This window comes from Salinibacterium sp. 10G20-15 (assembly GCF_057365065.1).
On record NZ_CP195118.1, the window covers coordinates 1,615,432 to 1,632,153 of the forward strand.

The 16,722-nt window shown below is 60.1% G+C and carries 21 protein-coding genes and 1 pseudogene; 21 read left to right on the forward strand and 1 reads right to left on the reverse strand.

Annotated features, from left to right (window positions below):
• Nucleotides 1–121 precede the first annotated feature (121 nt).
• The 15 genes and pseudogenes from ACR3YK_RS07710 to glmM all read left to right on the forward strand — a co-directional run bounded on the left by ACR3YK_RS07710 (nt 122) and on the right by glmM (nt 10,722).
• Nucleotides 122–445: a PTS sugar transporter subunit IIB gene (locus ACR3YK_RS07710; protein ID WP_486176389.1), complete on the forward strand. Its 324-nt coding sequence runs from the start codon at nt 122–124 to the stop codon at nt 443–445.
• Entirely contained in the window at nt 438–704 is a 267-nt protein-coding gene (locus tag ACR3YK_RS07715; RefSeq protein WP_486174333.1) for an HPr family phosphocarrier protein, read from the forward strand. The genes ACR3YK_RS07710 and ACR3YK_RS07715 overlap by 8 nt, the downstream gene beginning before the upstream one ends.
• Nucleotides 705–761: 57 nt before the next feature.
• A complete protein-coding gene (locus ACR3YK_RS07720; RefSeq protein WP_486174334.1) occupies nt 762–2,291 on the forward strand; it encodes a PTS mannitol transporter subunit IIBC in 1,530 nt (509 codons plus the stop codon).
• 11 nt (nt 2,292–2,302) lie between these two features.
• On the forward strand, nt 2,303–2,740 hold the full coding sequence (locus ACR3YK_RS07725; RefSeq protein WP_486174335.1) for a PTS mannitol transporter subunit IIA: 438 nt from the start codon (nt 2,303–2,305) through the stop codon (nt 2,738–2,740).
• Nucleotides 2,737–3,870: a mannitol-1-phosphate 5-dehydrogenase gene (locus tag ACR3YK_RS07730; RefSeq protein WP_486174336.1), complete on the forward strand. Its 1,134-nt coding sequence runs from the start codon at nt 2,737–2,739 to the stop codon at nt 3,868–3,870. Before ACR3YK_RS07725 ends, ACR3YK_RS07730 begins: the two co-directional genes overlap by 4 nt.
• Nucleotides 3,871–4,014: 144 nt before the next feature.
• The gene (gene infA / locus ACR3YK_RS07735; protein ID WP_010203795.1) at nt 4,015–4,236 is read left to right on the forward strand and encodes a translation initiation factor IF-1; all 222 of its coding nucleotides are present in this window, start codon (nt 4,015–4,017) and stop codon (nt 4,234–4,236) included.
• A 75-nt stretch (nt 4,237–4,311) separates the two neighbouring features.
• On the forward strand, nt 4,312–4,428 hold the full coding sequence (rpmJ, locus tag ACR3YK_RS07740; RefSeq protein ID WP_129072182.1) for a 50S ribosomal protein L36: 117 nt from the start codon (nt 4,312–4,314) through the stop codon (nt 4,426–4,428).
• A gap of 193 nt (nt 4,429–4,621) precedes the next feature.
• A complete protein-coding gene (gene rpsM / locus ACR3YK_RS07745) occupies nt 4,622–4,996 on the forward strand; it encodes a 30S ribosomal protein S13 (RefSeq protein ID WP_100388215.1) in 375 nt (124 codons plus the stop codon).
• Nucleotides 4,997–5,047: 51 nt separating this feature from the next.
• A pseudogene (rpsK, locus tag ACR3YK_RS07750) lies at nt 5,048–5,447 on the forward strand (30S ribosomal protein S11).
• Nucleotides 5,448–5,612: 165 nt separating this feature from the next.
• On the forward strand, nt 5,613–6,608 hold the full coding sequence (locus ACR3YK_RS07755) for a DNA-directed RNA polymerase subunit alpha (RefSeq protein WP_100388217.1): 996 nt from the start codon (nt 5,613–5,615) through the stop codon (nt 6,606–6,608).
• Between the two features lie 38 nt (nt 6,609–6,646).
• Nucleotides 6,647–7,147: a 50S ribosomal protein L17 gene (gene rplQ / locus ACR3YK_RS07760; protein WP_486174337.1), complete on the forward strand. Its 501-nt coding sequence runs from the start codon at nt 6,647–6,649 to the stop codon at nt 7,145–7,147.
• Nucleotides 7,148–7,220: 73 nt separating this feature from the next.
• Nucleotides 7,221–8,144, forward strand: a complete 924-nt coding sequence (locus tag ACR3YK_RS07765; protein WP_486174338.1) for a tRNA pseudouridine synthase A — start codon at nt 7,221–7,223, stop codon at nt 8,142–8,144.
• A gap of 212 nt (nt 8,145–8,356) precedes the next feature.
• Nucleotides 8,357–8,803, forward strand: a complete 447-nt coding sequence (rplM, locus tag ACR3YK_RS07770; RefSeq protein ID WP_341619222.1) for a 50S ribosomal protein L13 — start codon at nt 8,357–8,359, stop codon at nt 8,801–8,803.
• Nucleotides 8,804–8,845: 42 nt separating this feature from the next.
• Nucleotides 8,846–9,334: a 30S ribosomal protein S9 gene (rpsI, locus tag ACR3YK_RS07775; protein WP_486174339.1), complete on the forward strand. Its 489-nt coding sequence runs from the start codon at nt 8,846–8,848 to the stop codon at nt 9,332–9,334.
• Between the two features lie 26 nt (nt 9,335–9,360).
• On the forward strand, nt 9,361–10,722 hold the full coding sequence (glmM, locus tag ACR3YK_RS07780) for a phosphoglucosamine mutase (protein ID WP_486174340.1): 1,362 nt from the start codon (nt 9,361–9,363) through the stop codon (nt 10,720–10,722).
• A 20-nt stretch (nt 10,723–10,742) separates the two neighbouring features.
• Here the strand turns inward: glmM and coaA are convergent, their stop codons facing one another.
• Complete coding sequence (coaA, locus tag ACR3YK_RS07785) at nt 10,743–11,690, reverse strand: type I pantothenate kinase (RefSeq protein WP_486176390.1); 948 nt, start codon at nt 11,688–11,690, stop codon at nt 10,743–10,745.
• A gap of 55 nt (nt 11,691–11,745) precedes the next feature.
• Here coaA and glmS point away from each other — a divergent pair, with 55 nt between their 5' ends.
• Genes glmS through rimI form a run of 6 tightly spaced genes read left to right on the forward strand, consistent with a single transcriptional unit; the run spans nt 11,746 to nt 16,719 of the window.
• Nucleotides 11,746–13,596, forward strand: coding sequence for a glutamine--fructose-6-phosphate transaminase (isomerizing) (gene glmS, locus ACR3YK_RS07790; RefSeq protein ID WP_486174341.1), 1,851 nt, complete (start codon nt 11,746–11,748; stop codon nt 13,594–13,596).
• An 8-nt stretch (nt 13,597–13,604) separates the two neighbouring features.
• Entirely contained in the window at nt 13,605–13,976 is a 372-nt protein-coding gene (locus ACR3YK_RS07795; RefSeq protein ID WP_486174342.1) for a holo-ACP synthase, read from the forward strand.
• Entirely contained in the window at nt 13,973–15,073 is a 1,101-nt protein-coding gene (gene alr / locus ACR3YK_RS07800; protein ID WP_486174343.1) for an alanine racemase, read from the forward strand. Before ACR3YK_RS07795 ends, alr begins: the two co-directional genes overlap by 4 nt.
• Entirely contained in the window at nt 15,070–15,627 is a 558-nt protein-coding gene (tsaE, locus tag ACR3YK_RS07805; protein ID WP_486174344.1) for a tRNA (adenosine(37)-N6)-threonylcarbamoyltransferase complex ATPase subunit type 1 TsaE, read from the forward strand. Before alr ends, tsaE begins: the two co-directional genes overlap by 4 nt.
• Nucleotides 15,611–16,231 carry a tRNA (adenosine(37)-N6)-threonylcarbamoyltransferase complex dimerization subunit type 1 TsaB gene (gene tsaB, locus ACR3YK_RS07810; RefSeq protein ID WP_486174345.1) on the forward strand — a complete coding sequence of 207 codons (621 nt, stop codon included), beginning with the start codon at nt 15,611–15,613 and terminating at the stop codon, nt 16,229–16,231. Before tsaE ends, tsaB begins: the two co-directional genes overlap by 17 nt.
• Nucleotides 16,228–16,719, forward strand: coding sequence for a ribosomal protein S18-alanine N-acetyltransferase (rimI, locus tag ACR3YK_RS07815; RefSeq protein ID WP_486174346.1), 492 nt, complete (start codon nt 16,228–16,230; stop codon nt 16,717–16,719). The genes tsaB and rimI overlap by 4 nt, the downstream gene beginning before the upstream one ends.
• Nucleotides 16,720–16,722: the final 3 nt, after the last annotated feature.

Sequence of the window (16,722 nt, forward strand, 5' to 3'; positions counted from 1 at the left end):
GCGTATGTACCTTTCCGCAGGGGCGGAATCTTCTCTACTGGAACTCGAAGGCACTTCCCAGCGACGATAGACCTTCAAGGAATACGGATTGATTTCGCAAGGAGGCGAGACGGTGTCTACAGTGTTGGTTTTGTGTGGGGCAGGCGCTTCGAGCACTTTTTTGGCGCACGCACTTCGGCGCCAAGCCACCGTCCGTGGTCTTTCTCACACCTTTACTCCGGCGAGCGTTGCGGCCCTCAGCATGCCTTTGACTTCTGTAGATGTCGTCCTCGTGAGCTCGCACGTCTCGGATTTCTTTGATCAGGCCGAAACAGCGGCTGCGGTAATTGGCGCCCGCGCGGTACAGCTTCCGGCGATCAATTTCAACGCCGCTGGAGCAGACATTGCTCTCGACCTTCTCAATGCCCTCCCTCAGGCAACAACAGAAAGCAGCAACAATGGCTGAACACACTATTCGAGTCGCGTCTTCTCATGGGCTTCACGCTCGCCCGGCGTCGCTCTTCACTCAGGCGGCAGCCGCTTCTGGTCTCGACGTCACGATTGCCAAGGGCGACAAGTCCGTGAATGCGTCGAGCATCCTCAGCGTTATTTCGCTGGGCGTCAACCACGGCGATGAGGTGACAATCTCCGCAGACGGAGAAGGCGCTGACGCTGTAATTGCCGAGTTGACCGAAATCCTCAGTACCGATCACGACGAAGCATAGCCGTGGTCGTTCGCTTCCCTCGCAGTATCCCAACATCACAGATATCGGAGTAAAACAATGACAACGTCGTCTACAACCGCCACGACGGGCGGTGTGCGCGTAGGGGTCCAGAAATTCGGAACCTTCGTGAGCGGAATGGTGATGCCGAATATTGCGGCATTTATCGCGTGGGGCTTCATTACCGCCCTCTTCATCCAGACCGGTTGGTTGCCGCTACTCGGCATTGATCCGGTATGGGTTCAGCAGCTTGGCGGTTGGAGCCTCGACCCTGAGGTCACTAACACGGGCCTTGTCGGCCCGATGATTATTTACCTACTGCCGTTGCTCATTGCTAACACCGGTGGCCGCATGGTCTACGGAACTCGCGGTGGAGTCATCGGAACCATCGCGACGATGGGTGTCATCATCGGTGCCGGAATCCCGATGTTCCTCGGTGCCATGATCGTAGGCCCCGGTGCTGCATGGGTGATGAAGAAGATTGACGCTCTCTGGGCAGGCAAGATTCGGGCCGGGTTCGAGATGCTTGTCGACAACTTCTCCGGCGGAATCGTCGGAATGTTGCTCGCGGTTGCCTCGTTCTTCCTCATTGCTCCGATCGTTACCGCGATCAGCAATGGTCTCGAATCGGTTATCGCATTCCTGGTCGACAACAACCTGCTGCCGCTCGCGAGCGTCTTCGTCGAGCCGGGCAAGATCCTCTTCCTCAACAACGCCATCAACCACGGTGTCTTCACGCCGCTGGGCACGGCCGAGTCGCTCGAAAAGGGCCAGTCGATCCTCTTCCTCATTGAAGCAAACCCTGGCCCCGGCCTCGGCATCCTGCTCGCCTTCTTGGTATTCGGTGTTGGCCTGCTGCGCGCAAGCGCTCCTGGCGCCATCCTGATTCACTTCGTCGGTGGTATTCACGAGATCTACTTTCCCTACGTATTGGCTAAGCCGCTTCTCGTTGTCGCTGCAATCGCTGGTGGAGCAACTGGTGTTCTCACGAACGTCATCTTCCAGTCAGGGTTGCGCGCTCCGGCATCTCCCGGATCGATCATTGCGGTGCTCGCCCAGACCCCTCCCGGAAGCATCGTCGGTGTAGTGCTGTCAGTAGTGTTCTCGGCTGCTGTCTCGTTCGTTGTCGCTGCGGTCATCATCCGCGCCGGCCGTAAGCGTGACCTTGAGGCAATGGCCAACGGCGACGACGCACTCGCTGCGGCTGTTGCTAAGAACGCCGCTAACAAGGGCAAGGACAGCTCGGTAGGCGACCTGCTCGGAACCGGTGCTGCTGCGACCGGAGCTGGTGCTGCAACCTCCACCGCGACCAAGATCCAGAACGTTGTGTTTGCGTGCGACGCTGGTATGGGTTCGAGCGCGATGGGCGCAACCGTTCTGCGTAACAAGTTCGCGAAGGCAGGCATCGAAGGTGTCAATGTCACGAACAAGGCGATCGCTAACCTGGATGGCTCAGAAGACCTGATCATCACCCAGGACAAGCTCACCGAACGCGCTGAGCAGAAGGTTCCCGGCGCAATTCATGTTTCGGTTGATAACTTCATGAACAGTCCGAAATACGATGAAGTCGTAAACATGGTTGGCAAGTAACAGGAGACATCATGAGCAAGGTACTCGAGCTAGACCGAATCAAGGCCGCTGGCACCGCCCGCACCAAAGAGGATGCCCTCGTTGAGGCAGCGGAGATCCTTGTGGCTGCTGGTGCAGTAACGCCCGAGTACCTTGGCTTCATGAAGGCCCGCGAAGAGTTGACGTCAACCTTTATGGGTAACTTCCTGGCCATTCCGCACGGCACGAACGAGGGCAAGGACACGATCCTGTCGTCTGCGCTCTCGTTCGTGCGGTACGCGGATCCCATCGATTGGGACGGCAACGAGGTTCGCTTCGTTGTCGGCATCGCAGGCAAAGACGGTGGCCACATGGACACGCTTGCCGCGGTCGCCACAATCTTTAGCGACAACGACGAAGTGCAGAAGCTGGTCGACGCCTCGAGCGAAGATGAGTTGCTCGCCCTCTTGTCTGAATTGAACAACGCATGAAAGCCGTACACTTCGGCGCTGGCAACATCGGCCGCGGTTTCGTCGGACTGATTCTGCACAAGGCCGGATACGAGATCGTCTTCGCGGATGTCGCGGCAGAGCTCATCGACACACTCGCCGCTGCAGACCACTATCAGGTGCACGAGGTGGGTTCCGAACCTCGTACGTGGACTGTCGACAACTTTCGGGCTTTGAACAGTGCGAAAAACGAAGCAGACGTGGTTGACGAGATCGCTACTGCCGACATGGTGACCACGGCGGTTGGTCCTAACATTCTCAAATTCGTTGCGCCGCTTATTGCTCAGGCAATCAAGAAGCGCTCAGACGAGCTGCCCCCGCTTCAGGTGCTCGCGTGCGAAAACGCGCTCTACGCCACCAACAATCTTCGCGCCGAAGTTGCTGTCGCGGTCGATGCTGAAACGCTCGCCGCTAAGGCAATCTTCGCGAACACCGCTGTTGACCGCATCGTTCCCGCGCAGGATTCTGCTGCAGGACTCGACGTCACTGTCGAGGATTTCTTCGAGTGGGCCATCGAAAGCGGTCCGTTCGGAGACAGCATTCCCGAGATCGCTGACGTCCACTTCGTCTCAGATCTTGAGCCATACATCGAGCGCAAGCTCTTCACCGTCAACACAGGTCACGCAACGCTGGCCTATCACGGCCGCGCCCAGGGCGCAGAGACGCTCGCAGCCGCGATGGACATCGATGCTGTCGCGTCCGAGGTCGCTGCGGTGCTTGCTGAGACCAGCGCGATGTTGATCGCTAAGCACGGATTCAATGCCAGCGAGCACGCCGAATACGTCGCTACCTGCACGCGTCGCTTCAGCAATCCCCATTTGCCAGATACCCCCGAGCGTGTCGGGCGCAGCCCGCTGCGCAAGCTCTCGCGTAACGAGCGCTTTGTGAGCCCGGCTAGCGAGCTTGCGGCATCCGGAACCACCCCCAGTGCGCTTCTGCGTGCCATGGGTGCAGCGTTGCATTTCACGGTGCCGGAAGACCCTGAGAGTGTGCGGATGCACGAGTTGTTGTCATCACTTTCGGCAGCCGATTTCGTCACCGAGGTCATGGGACTTCGCGCGGGTGATGCGCTCTACTCAGACGCAGTGAAAACTGTCAGCGCGCAATCTTAGACCCAACTTGGCGAAACGCCCGGGATTAGCGTAGGCTTGCTCTTTGGTGTTTCAGGTCGATTTTTTCGCGCCTTGGCTTTTTCGAAAGTCACTCACCGCAATCCACGCAGACCAGCGAACCATACTTATAGCGACGAAGAGGCTATGGCCAAAAAAGACGGTGTCATTGAGATCGAAGGAGCAGTAGTCGAGGCTCTGCCCAACGCGATGTTTCGTGTTGAGTTGACGAACGGCCACGTTGTGCTCGCGCACATCTCCGGCAAAATGCGACAGAACTACATTCGAATCCTCCCCGAGGATCGCGTGGTTGTAGAGCTGAGCCCGTATGACCTGACTCGCGGCCGTATCACCTACCGCTACAAGTAGAGCGCGCTGGAAAGTAACGTCCACGCTGCCCTTGCGGGCTAGTGGAACGACGACAGCGATTCACAAGGAAAAATAATGAAGGTTAACCCCAGCGTTAAGCCCATCTGCGACCACTGCCGCGTTATTCGTCGCAATGGACGCGTCATGGTTATCTGCAAGTCGAACCCGCGTCACAAGCAACGCCAAGGCTAAGGCTCCGCGAGCAGATCGCACGAAAGCTCGGGTGGGGCGAGCAATCGCCACACACCGCAGCACACAACTGAATACATAGAACTAGCAACACCAGATCCGATGCCCGCGAAAGCTGGCACAGGGGACACCATCGGTTGGAGGCCGATGCACAGGTGTTGCTACAGACCTCCACTCATCAACAGGAGAAGCCACTATGGCACGTCTAGCCGGCGTCGACATCCCACGCGACAAGCGTGTAGAGGTCGCACTGACTTACATTTACGGTGTTGGCCGCACGAGAGCTCTCAAAGCTCTCGCCGACACCCAGATCAGCGGAGAGATCCGTGTTCAGGATCTCACCGATGACCAGCTCATCGCGCTGCGCGACTACATCGAAGGAAACTTCCAAGTAGAAGGTGACCTCCGTCGTGAGGTTGCAGCAGACATTCGCCGCAAGGTGGAGATCGGCAGCTACCAGGGTATCCGTCACCGCAAGGGACTGCCCGTACATGGTCAGCGCACGAAGACCAACGCTCGTACCCGCAAGGGCCCGAAGCGCACCGTAGCCGGCAAGAAGAAGGCCCGATAGACCCTGGGTTCAACCCCAGCGTCGTCGCCATCAACGTTTTAGGAGAAAACAATGGCAGCACCAAAATCGGCCGCTCGTAAGCCGCGTCGTAAAGAAAAGAAGAATGTTGCTGTGGGCCAGGCTCACATCAAGTCAACGTTCAACAACACCATCGTCACCATCACGGACCCGACCGGCGCAGTACTGAGCTGGTCTTCGTCAGGCGTCGTCGGCTTCAAGGGATCGCGCAAGTCGACCCCTTACGCCGCACAGATGTCCGCTGAGTCGGCAGCCCGCCAGGGCTCAAGAGCACGGCGTCAAGAAGGTAGACGTTTTCGTCAAGGGACCGGGTTCAGGTCGCGAAACTGCGATCCGTTCGCTGCAGGCCGCTGGCCTCGAAGTGGGTTCGATCAACGACGTAACACCGCAGACGCACAATGGTTGCCGTCCGCCCAAGCGTCGTCGCGTTTAGTTTCACGCCGTACTAGCGAGGCAACTCGCTAGTGCTGGCGTCGTGTGGCGGGGGTCCCAGCGGCCCTCGCTCACAGTTCCAGCGCACAACTCAATACAACGTCGGGCCAGCCACCCGTCGCCCACAAGTGTCATATAGCGGACACTTTGCCGAAAGGAATTACCAGTGCTCATTGCACAGCGTCCCACCCTTGCTGAGGAGAACATCTCCGAATTCCGTTCACGGTTCGTCATCGAGCCGCTTGAGCCCGGTTTCGGTTACACCCTCGGAAACTCACTTCGTCGCACCCTTCTTTCGTCGATCCCCGGAGCAGCTGTAACCAGCATCCGTATCGATGGAGTTCTTCACGAATTCAGCACCGTCGCCGGTGTCAAGGAAGACGTGACCGAGGTCATCCTGAACATCAAGAACCTCGTAGTCTCCAGTGAGCACGACGAGCCCATCACCGCTTACCTGCGCAAGCAGGGTTCTGGTGAAGTTACCGCGGCTGATATCTCTGCACCTGCCGGTGTAGAGATCCACAACCCGGAACTCGTCATCGCAACGCTCAACGACAAGGCCAAGTTTGAACTTGAGCTGACGATCGAGCGTGGCCGCGGCTACGTCACCGCAACGCAGAACCGCAGCGAGTTCAGCGAAGCCGGCCAAATTCCGGTCGACTCGATCTACTCGCCCGTACTCAAGGTCACCTACCGTGTCGAGGCAACTCGTGCCGGTGAGCGCACTGACTTTGACCGTCTCGTTGTTGATGTCGAAACCAAGTCCGCAATCACTCCTCGCGATGCAGTGGCCTCCGCCGGTCGTACGCTGACCGAACTGTTTGGACTCGCTCGCGAGCTCAACACGGCAGCAGAGGGTATCGAGATTGGTCCTGCACCGGTTGACGCCGTGCTCTCGACCGAGCTCAGCATGCCGATCGAAGATCTTGATCTTTCGGTACGCAGCTACAACTGCCTCAAGCGCGAAGGCATCAACACCGTGAGTGAACTGGTTGCTCTTTCAGAGACTCAGCTCATGAACATCCGTAACTTCGGTCAGAAGTCGGTAGATGAAGTGCGCGACAAGCTTGTTGAGATGGGACTGTCGTTGAAGGACAGCGTTCCCGGATTCGACGGAGCACACTTCTACGGCGGATACGCCGACGACGAGACCAACGCTTGAGCCACTGGCTCGAACCTTTGACACTGGAGAACTAGAAAATGCCTACACCTACTAAGGGCCCGCGTCTCGGCGGTGGACCGGCGCACGAGCGCCTCATGCTGGCCAACCTGGCCGCAGCCCTGTTCACGCACAAGAGCATCAAGACGACGGAAACGCGTGCCAAGCGCCTGCGTCCCGTTGCTGAGCGTCTGATCACGTTCGCGAAGAAGGGTGACCTGCACAACCGTCGCCGCGCGCTCGGGATCATCGGTGACAAGACCGTCATCCACGAACTCTTCACGGTCATCGCACCGCAGGTTGAGAACCGCGATGGTGGCTACACCCGCATCACGAAGCTTGGTTTCCGCAAGGGCGACAACGCTTCGATGGTTCAGATCGAGCTCGTTCTTGAGCCCGTTACACCGAAGAAGAAGGCCCCGAAGGCCGCCGCTAAGGCTGAGCCCAAGGCTGCTGCAGAAGAGCCCGCCGTAGAGGAAGCTCCTGCTGAAGAAGTTGTCGCCGACGAGGTTGCAACCGAGGAGACTGCAGAAGAGAAGTAACTTTCTTCGCTTGAGAAGACCCCGGCTCCGCTTCGTGCGGGCCGGGGTTTTCTTGGTGAAATAGGGTTGAACTATGAATGAAGCGGCACCCGCTATTCCGGCGCCCGAGTCGGATGCCACCCCTTATACGCGGCTGCGCCTCGACATCGCCTACGACGGCACGAACTTCTTTGGGTGGGGAAAACAGCCGCCTCCCCTGCGCACGGTGCAGGGCACTATCGAAGACGCGTTAGCAATCGTGTTTCGACGCTTCGGCGTCATCCCACAGCTGGTTGTTGCCGGGCGAACGGATGCGGGAGTGCACGCCACCGGCCAAGTTGCACACCTCGATCTCACCGACACCCAACTGCGTAGTCTTGACCGCCCGCGCCGGGGCAACATGGGCGGACGACGGTACGACGGACCGGCATCCTTAGCCCGACGCATCAACGGTATTACGGGCCTCGAGTCCGACATCTTTGTGAAGCAGTCGGTAATCGCTGCGGAAGGTTTTGACGCCCGCTTCTCGCCGCTGTGGCGACGCTACGAGTACCGCATTGCCGACAACCTGTCGCCGCGTGATCCTCGCCAACGCAATCACACGCTCTGGTACCCGGCCACCCTCGATGTCGACGCCATGAACGTCGCCGCAAACGAATTGCTCGGCCTCCACGACTGGGCTGCGTATTGCAAGCCCCGCGAGGGGGCGACGACCGTGCGCACTCTAGAGCGTTTCAGCTTCCGCCGCACCGAAGAGGGCATCGTGCTGGCTGAGGTTCGTGCCGATGCCTTCTGCCACAGCATGGTGCGGTCGCTCGTGGGCGCTGGTGTTTACGTGGGTCAGGGCAAGATCGACTCTTCGCGGCCAGCCGACATCCGCGACGAACGCTCCAAGGGGAGCGAGTTCAAAGTGATGCCCGCGAAGGGGTTGTCGCTCGTCGAGGTCGGATATCCGCCGGATGACGAACTCGGCGCTCGCGCCGAACTGACCCGTTCGCGCCGTGAACTCTTCGACTAAGTGTCTCCGCTATCCCCACTTGCGGCAGGCTGGCAAACTGCCGTTGTTGGCGTTTGCTGCAGACCCGGAGTTCCGCTAGAGTTGACCCTTGGTGTCTGCACTAGAGGGTGCGGCATCCGATCATGAGCCCTCCACCGGAATTGTTTCTGTAGAAACAACCATCGGAGCGGGATTCACGAACACCTCACTCGATCAATGAAAGCAGCACTATTGTGACGCGCACATATTCGCCCAAGCCCGACGACATCAAGCGGGAATGGGTCATCATCGACGCCGCCGACATCGTCCTCGGCCGTCTCGCCAGCCACGCAGCCATCTTGCTCCGCGGAAAGCACAAGGCCACCTTTGCTCCGCACATGGACATGGGTGACTTCGTCATCATCATCAACGCTGAGAAGGTTGCCCTCACCGGTTCCAAGCTCAAGCAGAAGAAGGCTTACCGCCACTCCGGTTACCCGGGTGGGCTCACAGCCACCACGTACTCCGAACTTTTGGAGAAGCACCCTGAACGCGCTGTCGAAAAGGCGATTCGTGGAATGCTGCCCAAGAACTCGCTCGGTCGCGCTCAGCTCTCGAAGCTGAAGGTATACGCAGGTGCTGAGCACCCGCACGCTGCCCAGCAGCCCACGCCGTACACCCTCGACCAGGTCGCTCAGTAGCGCCCGCGCTTTACGAAGCAAAGAATTAAAGGACTTATTACAGTGGCTAAGATCGAAGATTCAATCACCGAGGGTGCGCCCGAGTCGTACACGACCGAGTCGGCACCCGTCGAGGCACCCAGTGCACCTCGCCCCGTTCTCACCGTTCCCGGCGCAGCCGTAGGACGTCGCAAGCAGGCCATCGCCCGCGTGCGTCTCGTTCCCGGTTCGGGCACCATCACGGTCAACGGCCGTGAGCTCGCCGAGTACTTCCCCAACAAGCTTCACCAGCAGCTCATCAACGATCCGTTCAAGATCCTTGACCTGCTCGGTGGCTACGACGTGATTGCACGCATCACCGGTGGTGGTCCCTCGGGCCAGGCCGGCGCACTGCGTCTCGGCATCGCTCGTTCGCTCAACCAGATCGACGAAGAGAACAACCGCGCTGCCCTCAAGAAGGCCGGCTTCCTCACTCGTGACGCTCGCGTCAAGGAGCGCAAGAAGGCTGGACTCAAGAAGGCGCGTAAGGCTCCGCAGTTCTCGAAGCGCTAACCCGCTCCGCCTGCTAGCGGCAACGTATGGCACGTCTTTTCGGTACAGATGGTGTTCGCGGACTCGCGAACAGCGATCTTACAGTCGAGCTTGCACTCGGCTTGGCTCAGTCGGCAGCAGTCGTACTGGGCCAAGGTCGAGTTGCTGATGGTCGGCGCGCTTCAGGCCGCCGACCGGTTGCAGTTGTCGCCCGCGACCCCCGCGTATCCGGCGAATTCATATCCGCCGCAGTATCCGCGGGGCTCGCGAGCTCAGGCGTCGACGTCTTCGACGCCGGAGTAATCCCCACCCCGGCAGCAGCGTTCCTCGTTGCCGACTTTAAAGCCGACCTCGGAGTCATGATCTCCGCGTCGCACAATCCCGCCCCTGACAACGGAATCAAATTCTTCGGTCAGGGCGGCACCAAACTTCCCGATGAGGTCGAAGACCGCATCGAAGCCGCTCTCTCCGCTCCGAGCCTCGCTCCGACCGGTGTTGAGGTTGGTCGCATCCGCCGGTTCTCCGATGCTGAAGATCGCTACGTCGTGCATCTCTTGTCGACGTTGCCGAACCAGCTCGACGGTATCCACGTCGTTCTCGACTGCGCCCATGGTGCTGCGGCAGGCGTCTCGCCCCAAGTGTTCACGGATGCCGGAGCTAAGGTCACCGTTATCGGTGCGGATCCCGACGGAATAAACATCAACGAGGGTGTCGGGTCGACTCACCTCGACAACCTCGCTTCGGCCGTTCTTGCGCACGGCGCCGATGTCGGAATCGCCCACGATGGCGATGCCGACCGATGCCTTGCCGTTGATAAAGAAGGCAACGTCGTCGACGGCGACCAGATCATGGCGATCCTTGCGGTGTCCATGGCCGAACGCGGCGTGCTGCACGATCGCACCCTCGTAGCGACAGTAATGAGCAACTTGGGACTGCGCCGCGCCATGGCAGAGCACAACATCACCATGCTCGAAACCAAGGTGGGCGACCGCTACGTACTCGAAGCGCTGGGAGCCCACGGACTCTCTCTCGGTGGTGAGCAGTCAGGTCACGTGATCATGACCAAGTTTGCGACCACGGGAGACGGCATCCTCACGGGGCTGCACCTCGTGGCTGAAATGGCACGCACCGGCAAAACTCTCGCGCAACTCGCTACGGTAATGACGGTGTACCCGCAGGTTCTCGTGAATGTTCGCGGAATTGACCACCACTCGCTCGGCTCCGACTTGGTGATCGCTGATGCTGTTGCGGCTGCTGAGGCAGAGTTGGGCGATACGGGGCGCGTGCTGTTGCGAGCATCCGGAACTGAACCGATGGTGCGCGTTATGGTCGAAGCGGAGCACCACGAGGTCGCACAGCACATCGCAGACCGTCTGGCTGAGATCGTTCGTACTCAACTCAGCCGTTAGAGGGCGACGTTGCGCACCGCTTAGGTCTTGCGCAGCAGAACTTTCGAGACAGCGTGATCGGCATCCTTGCGCAGAATGAGGGACGCCCGCGGACGAGTAGGGCGCACGTTCTGCGTGAGGTTAGGTTCGTTTGTACGCTTCCAGACTTCACGCGCGCGGGCGCGAGCGGCATTCTCATCGAGGTCAGCAAAACGATGAAAGTACGAACTCGGGTTGCTGAACGCACCTCGCTGCAGTCGAAGGAAGCGCTCTTCGTACCAGTGGGCTATATCGCTCGTGCGGGCATCCACATAAATGGTGAAATCGAAAAGGTCGCTGACCGCTAGGCTCTTGCCCGCGATGGGCGGTTGGAGAACGTTGAGTCCTTCGACAATGAGAACATCTGGTTTGCGTACGGTCACCGCGGCATCGGGGATGATGTCGTATGCCAAGTGGGAATAAAAGGGCGCGCGCACTTCAGGTTCGCCGGCCTTCACCTTGCTGACAAACCGCAGCAGGGCTCGCCGGTCATAGCTTTCGGGGAAGCCTTTGCGCTCAAGAATGCCGCGTCGTTCGAGCTCAGCGTTCGGGTGCAAAAAGCCGTCCGTTGTGATGAGTTCCACTCGCGGAGTGCCGTCCCAGCGCGAGAGTAACTCTCGAAGAAGTCGCGCAATGGTGGATTTTCCCACCGCGACAGAACCCGCAACGCCAATCACGAACGGTGTGCTGGAGGTCGAAGCTCCCAAGAATTGAGTAGTGGCAGCATGCAAACGCTGGGCGTTTTCGGCATACAAATTGAGCAGTCTACTGAGGGGCAGATACACCTCGGCGACTTCCGTGAGATCGAGCTCATCGCCCAATCCGCGCAGCTCAATAAGCTCCGCCTGGGTGAGGGGAACTTTCATTCTGGGGGCAAGTGCAGCCCAATCGCTCCGATCAATTTCGAGAAAGGGAGAGATGTGACCGTGTCCGGAGCCATGTTCATGCATCACGATCATCCTAACTGCGCACGGATACCCAGCTTGGGGAACTAAACTCGTCTCCATGTGTGGAATTGTCGGTTACGTCGGTAACAACAAAAGCCTTGAGGTTCTCCTCGGCGGTCTCAAGCGTCTCGAATACCGGGGTTACGATTCCGCAGGAATCGCAATCATTGACGAGGATGGCGCGCTCGGAACGCGCAAGCGCGCTGGCAAGCTCCAGATGCTCGTCGATGACCTTGAAACGACTCCCCTCGGTAATGGGGCGACCGGTATCGGGCACACGCGGTGGGCAACTCACGGTGGGCCTACCGACGTCAACGCCCACCCTCATCTGGGACGCGACTCCAAGCTCGCCCTGATTCACAACGGGATCATCGAGAACTTCTCCGAGCTCAAGAGTGAACTGCTTGCAGAAGGCGCCGCTTTCGCAAGCGAGACCGACACCGAGGTGGCGGCCCTACTCGTTGGCCGTGAGTACGAGAAGAGCGGCGACCTCACGGAGGCGTTGCGCGCTGTCGTCGCTCGTCTCGAGGGCGCCTTCACTCTTCTCGCTGTGCACCAAGACCAACCAGGCGTTGTTGTCGGCGCTCGCCGCAATTCACCCCTCGTTATCGGTTTGGGCGATGGCGAGAACTTCCTGGGCTCTGACGTCGCTGCCTTCGTCGAGTTCACGCGTCGTGCTGTTGCTATCGGTCAAGACCAGATCGTGACTATCCGCCCTGACTCGGTCGACGTCACTGACTTCGACGGCAATTCAGTCGAGGTAGAAGAATTTGACATCGCGTGGGATGCTTCCGCCTCCGAAAAGGGCGGCTGGTCGAGCTTCATGGCGAAGGAGATCAGTGAAGAACCGGATGCCGTAGCCAACACCATTCTTGGTCGAGTTCAGGATGGTCTGGTCAAGCTCACCGAACTCGATCCCCTCGGTGACGAAGTCATGGCCACTGTCGACCGTGTTGTCGTTATTGCCTGTGGAACCGCGGCCTATGCTGGCATGCTCGGAAAATATGCCATTGAGGGCTGGGCCCGTGTTCCGGTTGATGTTGAACTGGCGCACGAGTTCCGCTACCGCAACCCCATTTTGACCGAGCGCACGCTCGTTATTTCGATCAGCCAGTCCGGCGAAACGATGGACACGCTCATGGCGGTCAAGTTCGCGATGGAGTCCGGTGCGAAGGTAATTTCGGTGTGCAACACGCACGGCGCAACGATCCCGCGCGAATCGCACGCTGTCGTTTACACGCACGCGGGCCCCGAGGTTGCCGTGGCATCCACGAAGGCTTTTGTCGCTCAGGTCACGGCGCTCTACCTCATCGGCCTTCACATCGCAGGCGTGCGCGGCACGCTGAGCGATGACGCCATTCGCGAAAACGTCGCTGAGCTGCAGGCGGTGCCGGAGAAGATTTCTGAGGTTCTCGTTACCTCACAGTCGATCAAGCAGCTTGCTCACTGGATGACGGACACTCAGTCGGTGCTCTTCCTCGGTCGCCACGTCGGCTACCCGGTCGCGCTCGAGGGGGCGCTCAAGCTCAAGGAACTCGCGTACATTCACGCCGAGGGCTTTGCCGCTGGCGAACTCAAGCACGGTCCGATCGCGCTCATCGAGCCCGGCCAGGTCGTTTTTGTTATTGTGCCGAGCCCGCGCGACCCGAACTCGCTTCACAAGAAGGTTGTCTCCAACATTCAGGAGATCCGTGCTCGGGGCGCTCGCGTTATTGCGATTGCTGAGAAGGGTGACGCCGCCGTGCTTCCCTTTGCCGATGAGGTCATCCCGATTCCGTTGGCGGGTTCGTTCTTCGAGCCGCTGCTTGCTGTCATCCCGCTGCACATCTTCGGTATGGAGCTTTCTGCTGCGAAGGGACTCGACGTCGACCAGCCTCGCAACCTCGCTAAGTCTGTCACCGTCGAATAGGTTTCACCGTGATTGTGGGGATCGGTGTGGATGTCGTGGACATCGCCCGTTTCGAGCGTGCCTTGCAGCGCACACCGACCCTCACATCGCGCCTGTTCTCTGAGAGCGAACAACTCAAGGACGGCAAGCCGCTTCCGCTACGTTCGCTCGCCGGAAGATTCGCCGCGAAAGAGGCACTCATCAAGGCCCTGGGAGATTCCAGTGGGGTCACTTGGCACGACATGCGGGTGGTGTCGGATGCGCTGGGAAATCCCTCGCTCGAACTTCGCAACTCGACGAAAGATATTGCCGATCGTCGGGGCATTACGTTGGTTCATCTCTCGATGAGCCATGACGCGGGAATCGCTATTGCCTATGTCATTGCCGAGGGCAGCCCATGAGTGACCTTCGAGTTGCCACGATCAGCACCGCAGCCATTAGCCGCAACGTGGAGACCCTGCGGGCGCTCGTTGCGCCGGTGCAGGTTATGGCCGTCGTGAAAGCGGATGGCTATGGCCACGGCGCGGTGGAAAGTGCGCGTGCCGCTCTCGCGGGCGGTGCCGATTGGCTGGGGGTCGCCGACCTCAACGAAGCGTTCGCGTTGCGCGCGGCAGGAATCGACGCTCCCCTCTTGGCGTGGTTGCACCAGCAGGGGGCAGCATTCGGCGAAGCGGTGCGCGCGAAGATCGACCTCGGCGTGAGCAGCCTCGCTCAGCTGAATGAAGTTGCCGCGACATCCGATACCGCCTACGTTCACCTGAAGGTCGACACTGGCCTGCACCGCAACGGCGCTTTTCTGGATGAGTGGCAGCAGTTCTTTGAAGCCGCTGTCGCCCATGAGCTAGCGGGCCGCATTCGCGTTCGGGGGCTCTGGAGCCACCTGGCCAATGCCGGTGCCGAGCACGATCTCGAACAGATTGAGCAGTTTTCCGCAGCGATCGCGATGGCCGACTCGGTGGGCTTGCGTCCGGAGCTTCGCCACCTCGCGGCATCCGAAGGGGCAATCAAGCATCCAGCGGCTCGCTTTGACCTTGTGCGGGTCGGCATCTCAAGCTACGGTCTTGCTCCTGCCGCGGATGTGGATGTTGCGGCTCTCGGCCTTGTGCCAGCGATGACGCTGAGTGCTCCCGTCGTCTCGGTAAAGCGCGTCACAGCAGGTTCGGGAGTCTCGTACGGCTACGCGTACCGTTGCGAGCGAGATACCACGTTGGCGCTCGTGCCGGTCGGCTACGCCGATGGCATTCCGCGTCACGCGTCGAATCGCGGTCCCGTGTCGATCAATGGCGTTGTCGGTCGGGTCGCTGGCCGCGTAGCCATGGACCAGATTGTGGTCGACATGGGCGACGCGACAGTGGCGATTGGTGATCAAGCGGTGCTGTTCGGCAATCCTGCCGCTGCGGTGCCGAGCGCCGACGACTGGGCCGAAGCGGCCGACACTATCAATTACGAAATCGTGACCCGCATCGGGCCGCGAGTGACCCGCAGGTACGAATCGTGACCACTTTTACTATTGCTACGCCCGAGCGCATGGCCGACCTGGGCGCGGTTATTGCTGCGCAACTCGGCGCGGGCGATCTGGTCCTCCTCAACGGCGAGCTCGGCGCTGGCAAGACAACCCTCACGCGGGCGATTGGCGAGACTCTCGGCATCCGTGGCACGGTCACGAGCCCGACGTTCGTGCTGGCGCGCACGCACCCTCGGTTGGATGACGCGGGAGTTGAATTGTCGACTGACGCTGCTGCGCCGCTCGTTCACGTCGACGCGTACCGCCTCAGCAGCGCTGTAGAACTCGAGGACCTCGATATCGACTTCGAAGCATCCATCGTGATTGTGGAGTGGGGTGCCGGCTTGCTCGACGGTGTAAGCGACAGCTGGTTGACCGTCGACATCGCCCGCCCCCTCGGCGGGGGCTCCCGCGAGAGCGCAGTTGACGACCTCAACGAATCACACGACGACTTCGCCGACGAGGCCATTGAGCCGCGCACGGTGACCGTGACGGGCACTGGCCCCCGATGGGCAGACATGGAGTGGCTCAATGCTGTTAGCGATTGATACGTCAGCGGGAACGACCGTCGCGATCGTGGCGGCCGATGGTTCGGTGCGCGCGGAACGCAATTCTCTCGATACCCGTAAGCATGCCGAGGTGGTTGGCGATTTCATCCACGGTGCTCTCGCCGATGCGGGAGTCGCTGTAACCGACCTGACCGGTGTCGTGGCCGGTATGGGCCCGGGCCCTTTTACTGGCCTGCGGGTCGGCATCGTGGCGGCTCGAGCGTTCGCCTTTGGTGCCAGTCTTCCGTTGCTGCCTGTCGTCACTCACGATGCGCTCGCGCTCGGCGAGACAGAACCCGTAGTGGTGGCTACCGACGCCCGTCGCAAAGAGCTGTACTGGTCAACGTACGAGGGGTCGGATGCCGCGGGCTTGCCGATTCTCGTCGAGGGCCCCGCGTTGGCTCCGGCCTCTGAGCTCGCCACGAGCGTTCCCAACTTCGAGCACTTTGCACTGCGCGACACCGAGCCGGTGCAAGCCACACGCCTGGCACGTCTCGCACTCTTACTCCGCGAAAACGACCGTCCGTTTGCGGGCGAAGAGGCGCTCTATTTACGCTCGCCCGACGTCACCCCCTCCGCAGGACCGAAACGAGTCACCGCATGAGCTGGCAATTACGCCGCGCCACGATCGACGATCTCGACGCCATCATGGCGATCGAGGCGAGCGAATTCGCCAACGACGCCTGGTCGAGCGACATGATGCGGGGCGAGCTCGGCGACAACCACGGCTACTACCTTGTGGCGACAACGCTTGAGGAGCCCGCCGTGGTGAAGGCCTATGCCGGCTTGCGTGCGCCGTACCGCTCGGGGCAGGCAGAAATCCAAACTATTGCGGTTGCTCCGGATGCTCGCCGCCACGGAATCGGTCGAGCACTGATGCACGCGCTCATGGTCGAGGCTCGCGATCGCGGCGCAAGCGAACTGTTTCTCGAAGTGCGCGACGATAATCCTTCGGCGCAAAAACTCTACGATTCGCTCGGCTTTGAGCGCATCGCTGTGCGCCCCAATTACTACCAACCGGATGGGGTTGACGCCATCGTGATGCAACTAACGATTCCCGAGCCCAAGCTTGCTCCGGCGGTCGGCCAGTGAGCG

Coding starts and splice junctions, on each gene's coding strand:
- ACR3YK_RS07715 (WP_486174333.1), top strand. CDS start 438: ATGGCTGAACACACTATTCGAGTCGCGTCTTCTCATGGGCTTCACGCT.
- ACR3YK_RS07720 (WP_486174334.1), top strand. CDS start 762: ATGACAACGTCGTCTACAACCGCCACGACGGGCGGTGTGCGCGTAGGG.
- ACR3YK_RS07725 (WP_486174335.1), top strand. CDS start 2,303: ATGAGCAAGGTACTCGAGCTAGACCGAATCAAGGCCGCTGGCACCGCC.
- ACR3YK_RS07730 (WP_486174336.1), top strand. CDS start 2,737: ATGAAAGCCGTACACTTCGGCGCTGGCAACATCGGCCGCGGTTTCGTC.
- infA (WP_010203795.1), top strand. CDS start 4,015: ATGGCCAAAAAAGACGGTGTCATTGAGATCGAAGGAGCAGTAGTCGAG.
- rpmJ (WP_129072182.1), top strand. CDS start 4,312: ATGAAGGTTAACCCCAGCGTTAAGCCCATCTGCGACCACTGCCGCGTT.
- rpsM (WP_100388215.1), top strand. CDS start 4,622: ATGGCACGTCTAGCCGGCGTCGACATCCCACGCGACAAGCGTGTAGAG.
- rplQ (WP_486174337.1), top strand. CDS start 6,647: ATGCCTACACCTACTAAGGGCCCGCGTCTCGGCGGTGGACCGGCGCAC.
- ACR3YK_RS07765 (WP_486174338.1), top strand. CDS start 7,221: ATGAATGAAGCGGCACCCGCTATTCCGGCGCCCGAGTCGGATGCCACC.
- glmM (WP_486174340.1), top strand. CDS start 9,361: ATGGCACGTCTTTTCGGTACAGATGGTGTTCGCGGACTCGCGAACAGC.
- coaA (WP_486176390.1), bottom strand. CDS start 11,690: ATGCATGAACATGGCTCCGGACACGGTCACATCTCTCCCTTTCTCGAA.
- glmS (WP_486174341.1), top strand. CDS start 11,746: ATGTGTGGAATTGTCGGTTACGTCGGTAACAACAAAAGCCTTGAGGTT.
- alr (WP_486174343.1), top strand. CDS start 13,973: ATGAGTGACCTTCGAGTTGCCACGATCAGCACCGCAGCCATTAGCCGC.
- tsaB (WP_486174345.1), top strand. CDS start 15,611: ATGCTGTTAGCGATTGATACGTCAGCGGGAACGACCGTCGCGATCGTG.
- rimI (WP_486174346.1), top strand. CDS start 16,228: ATGAGCTGGCAATTACGCCGCGCCACGATCGACGATCTCGACGCCATC.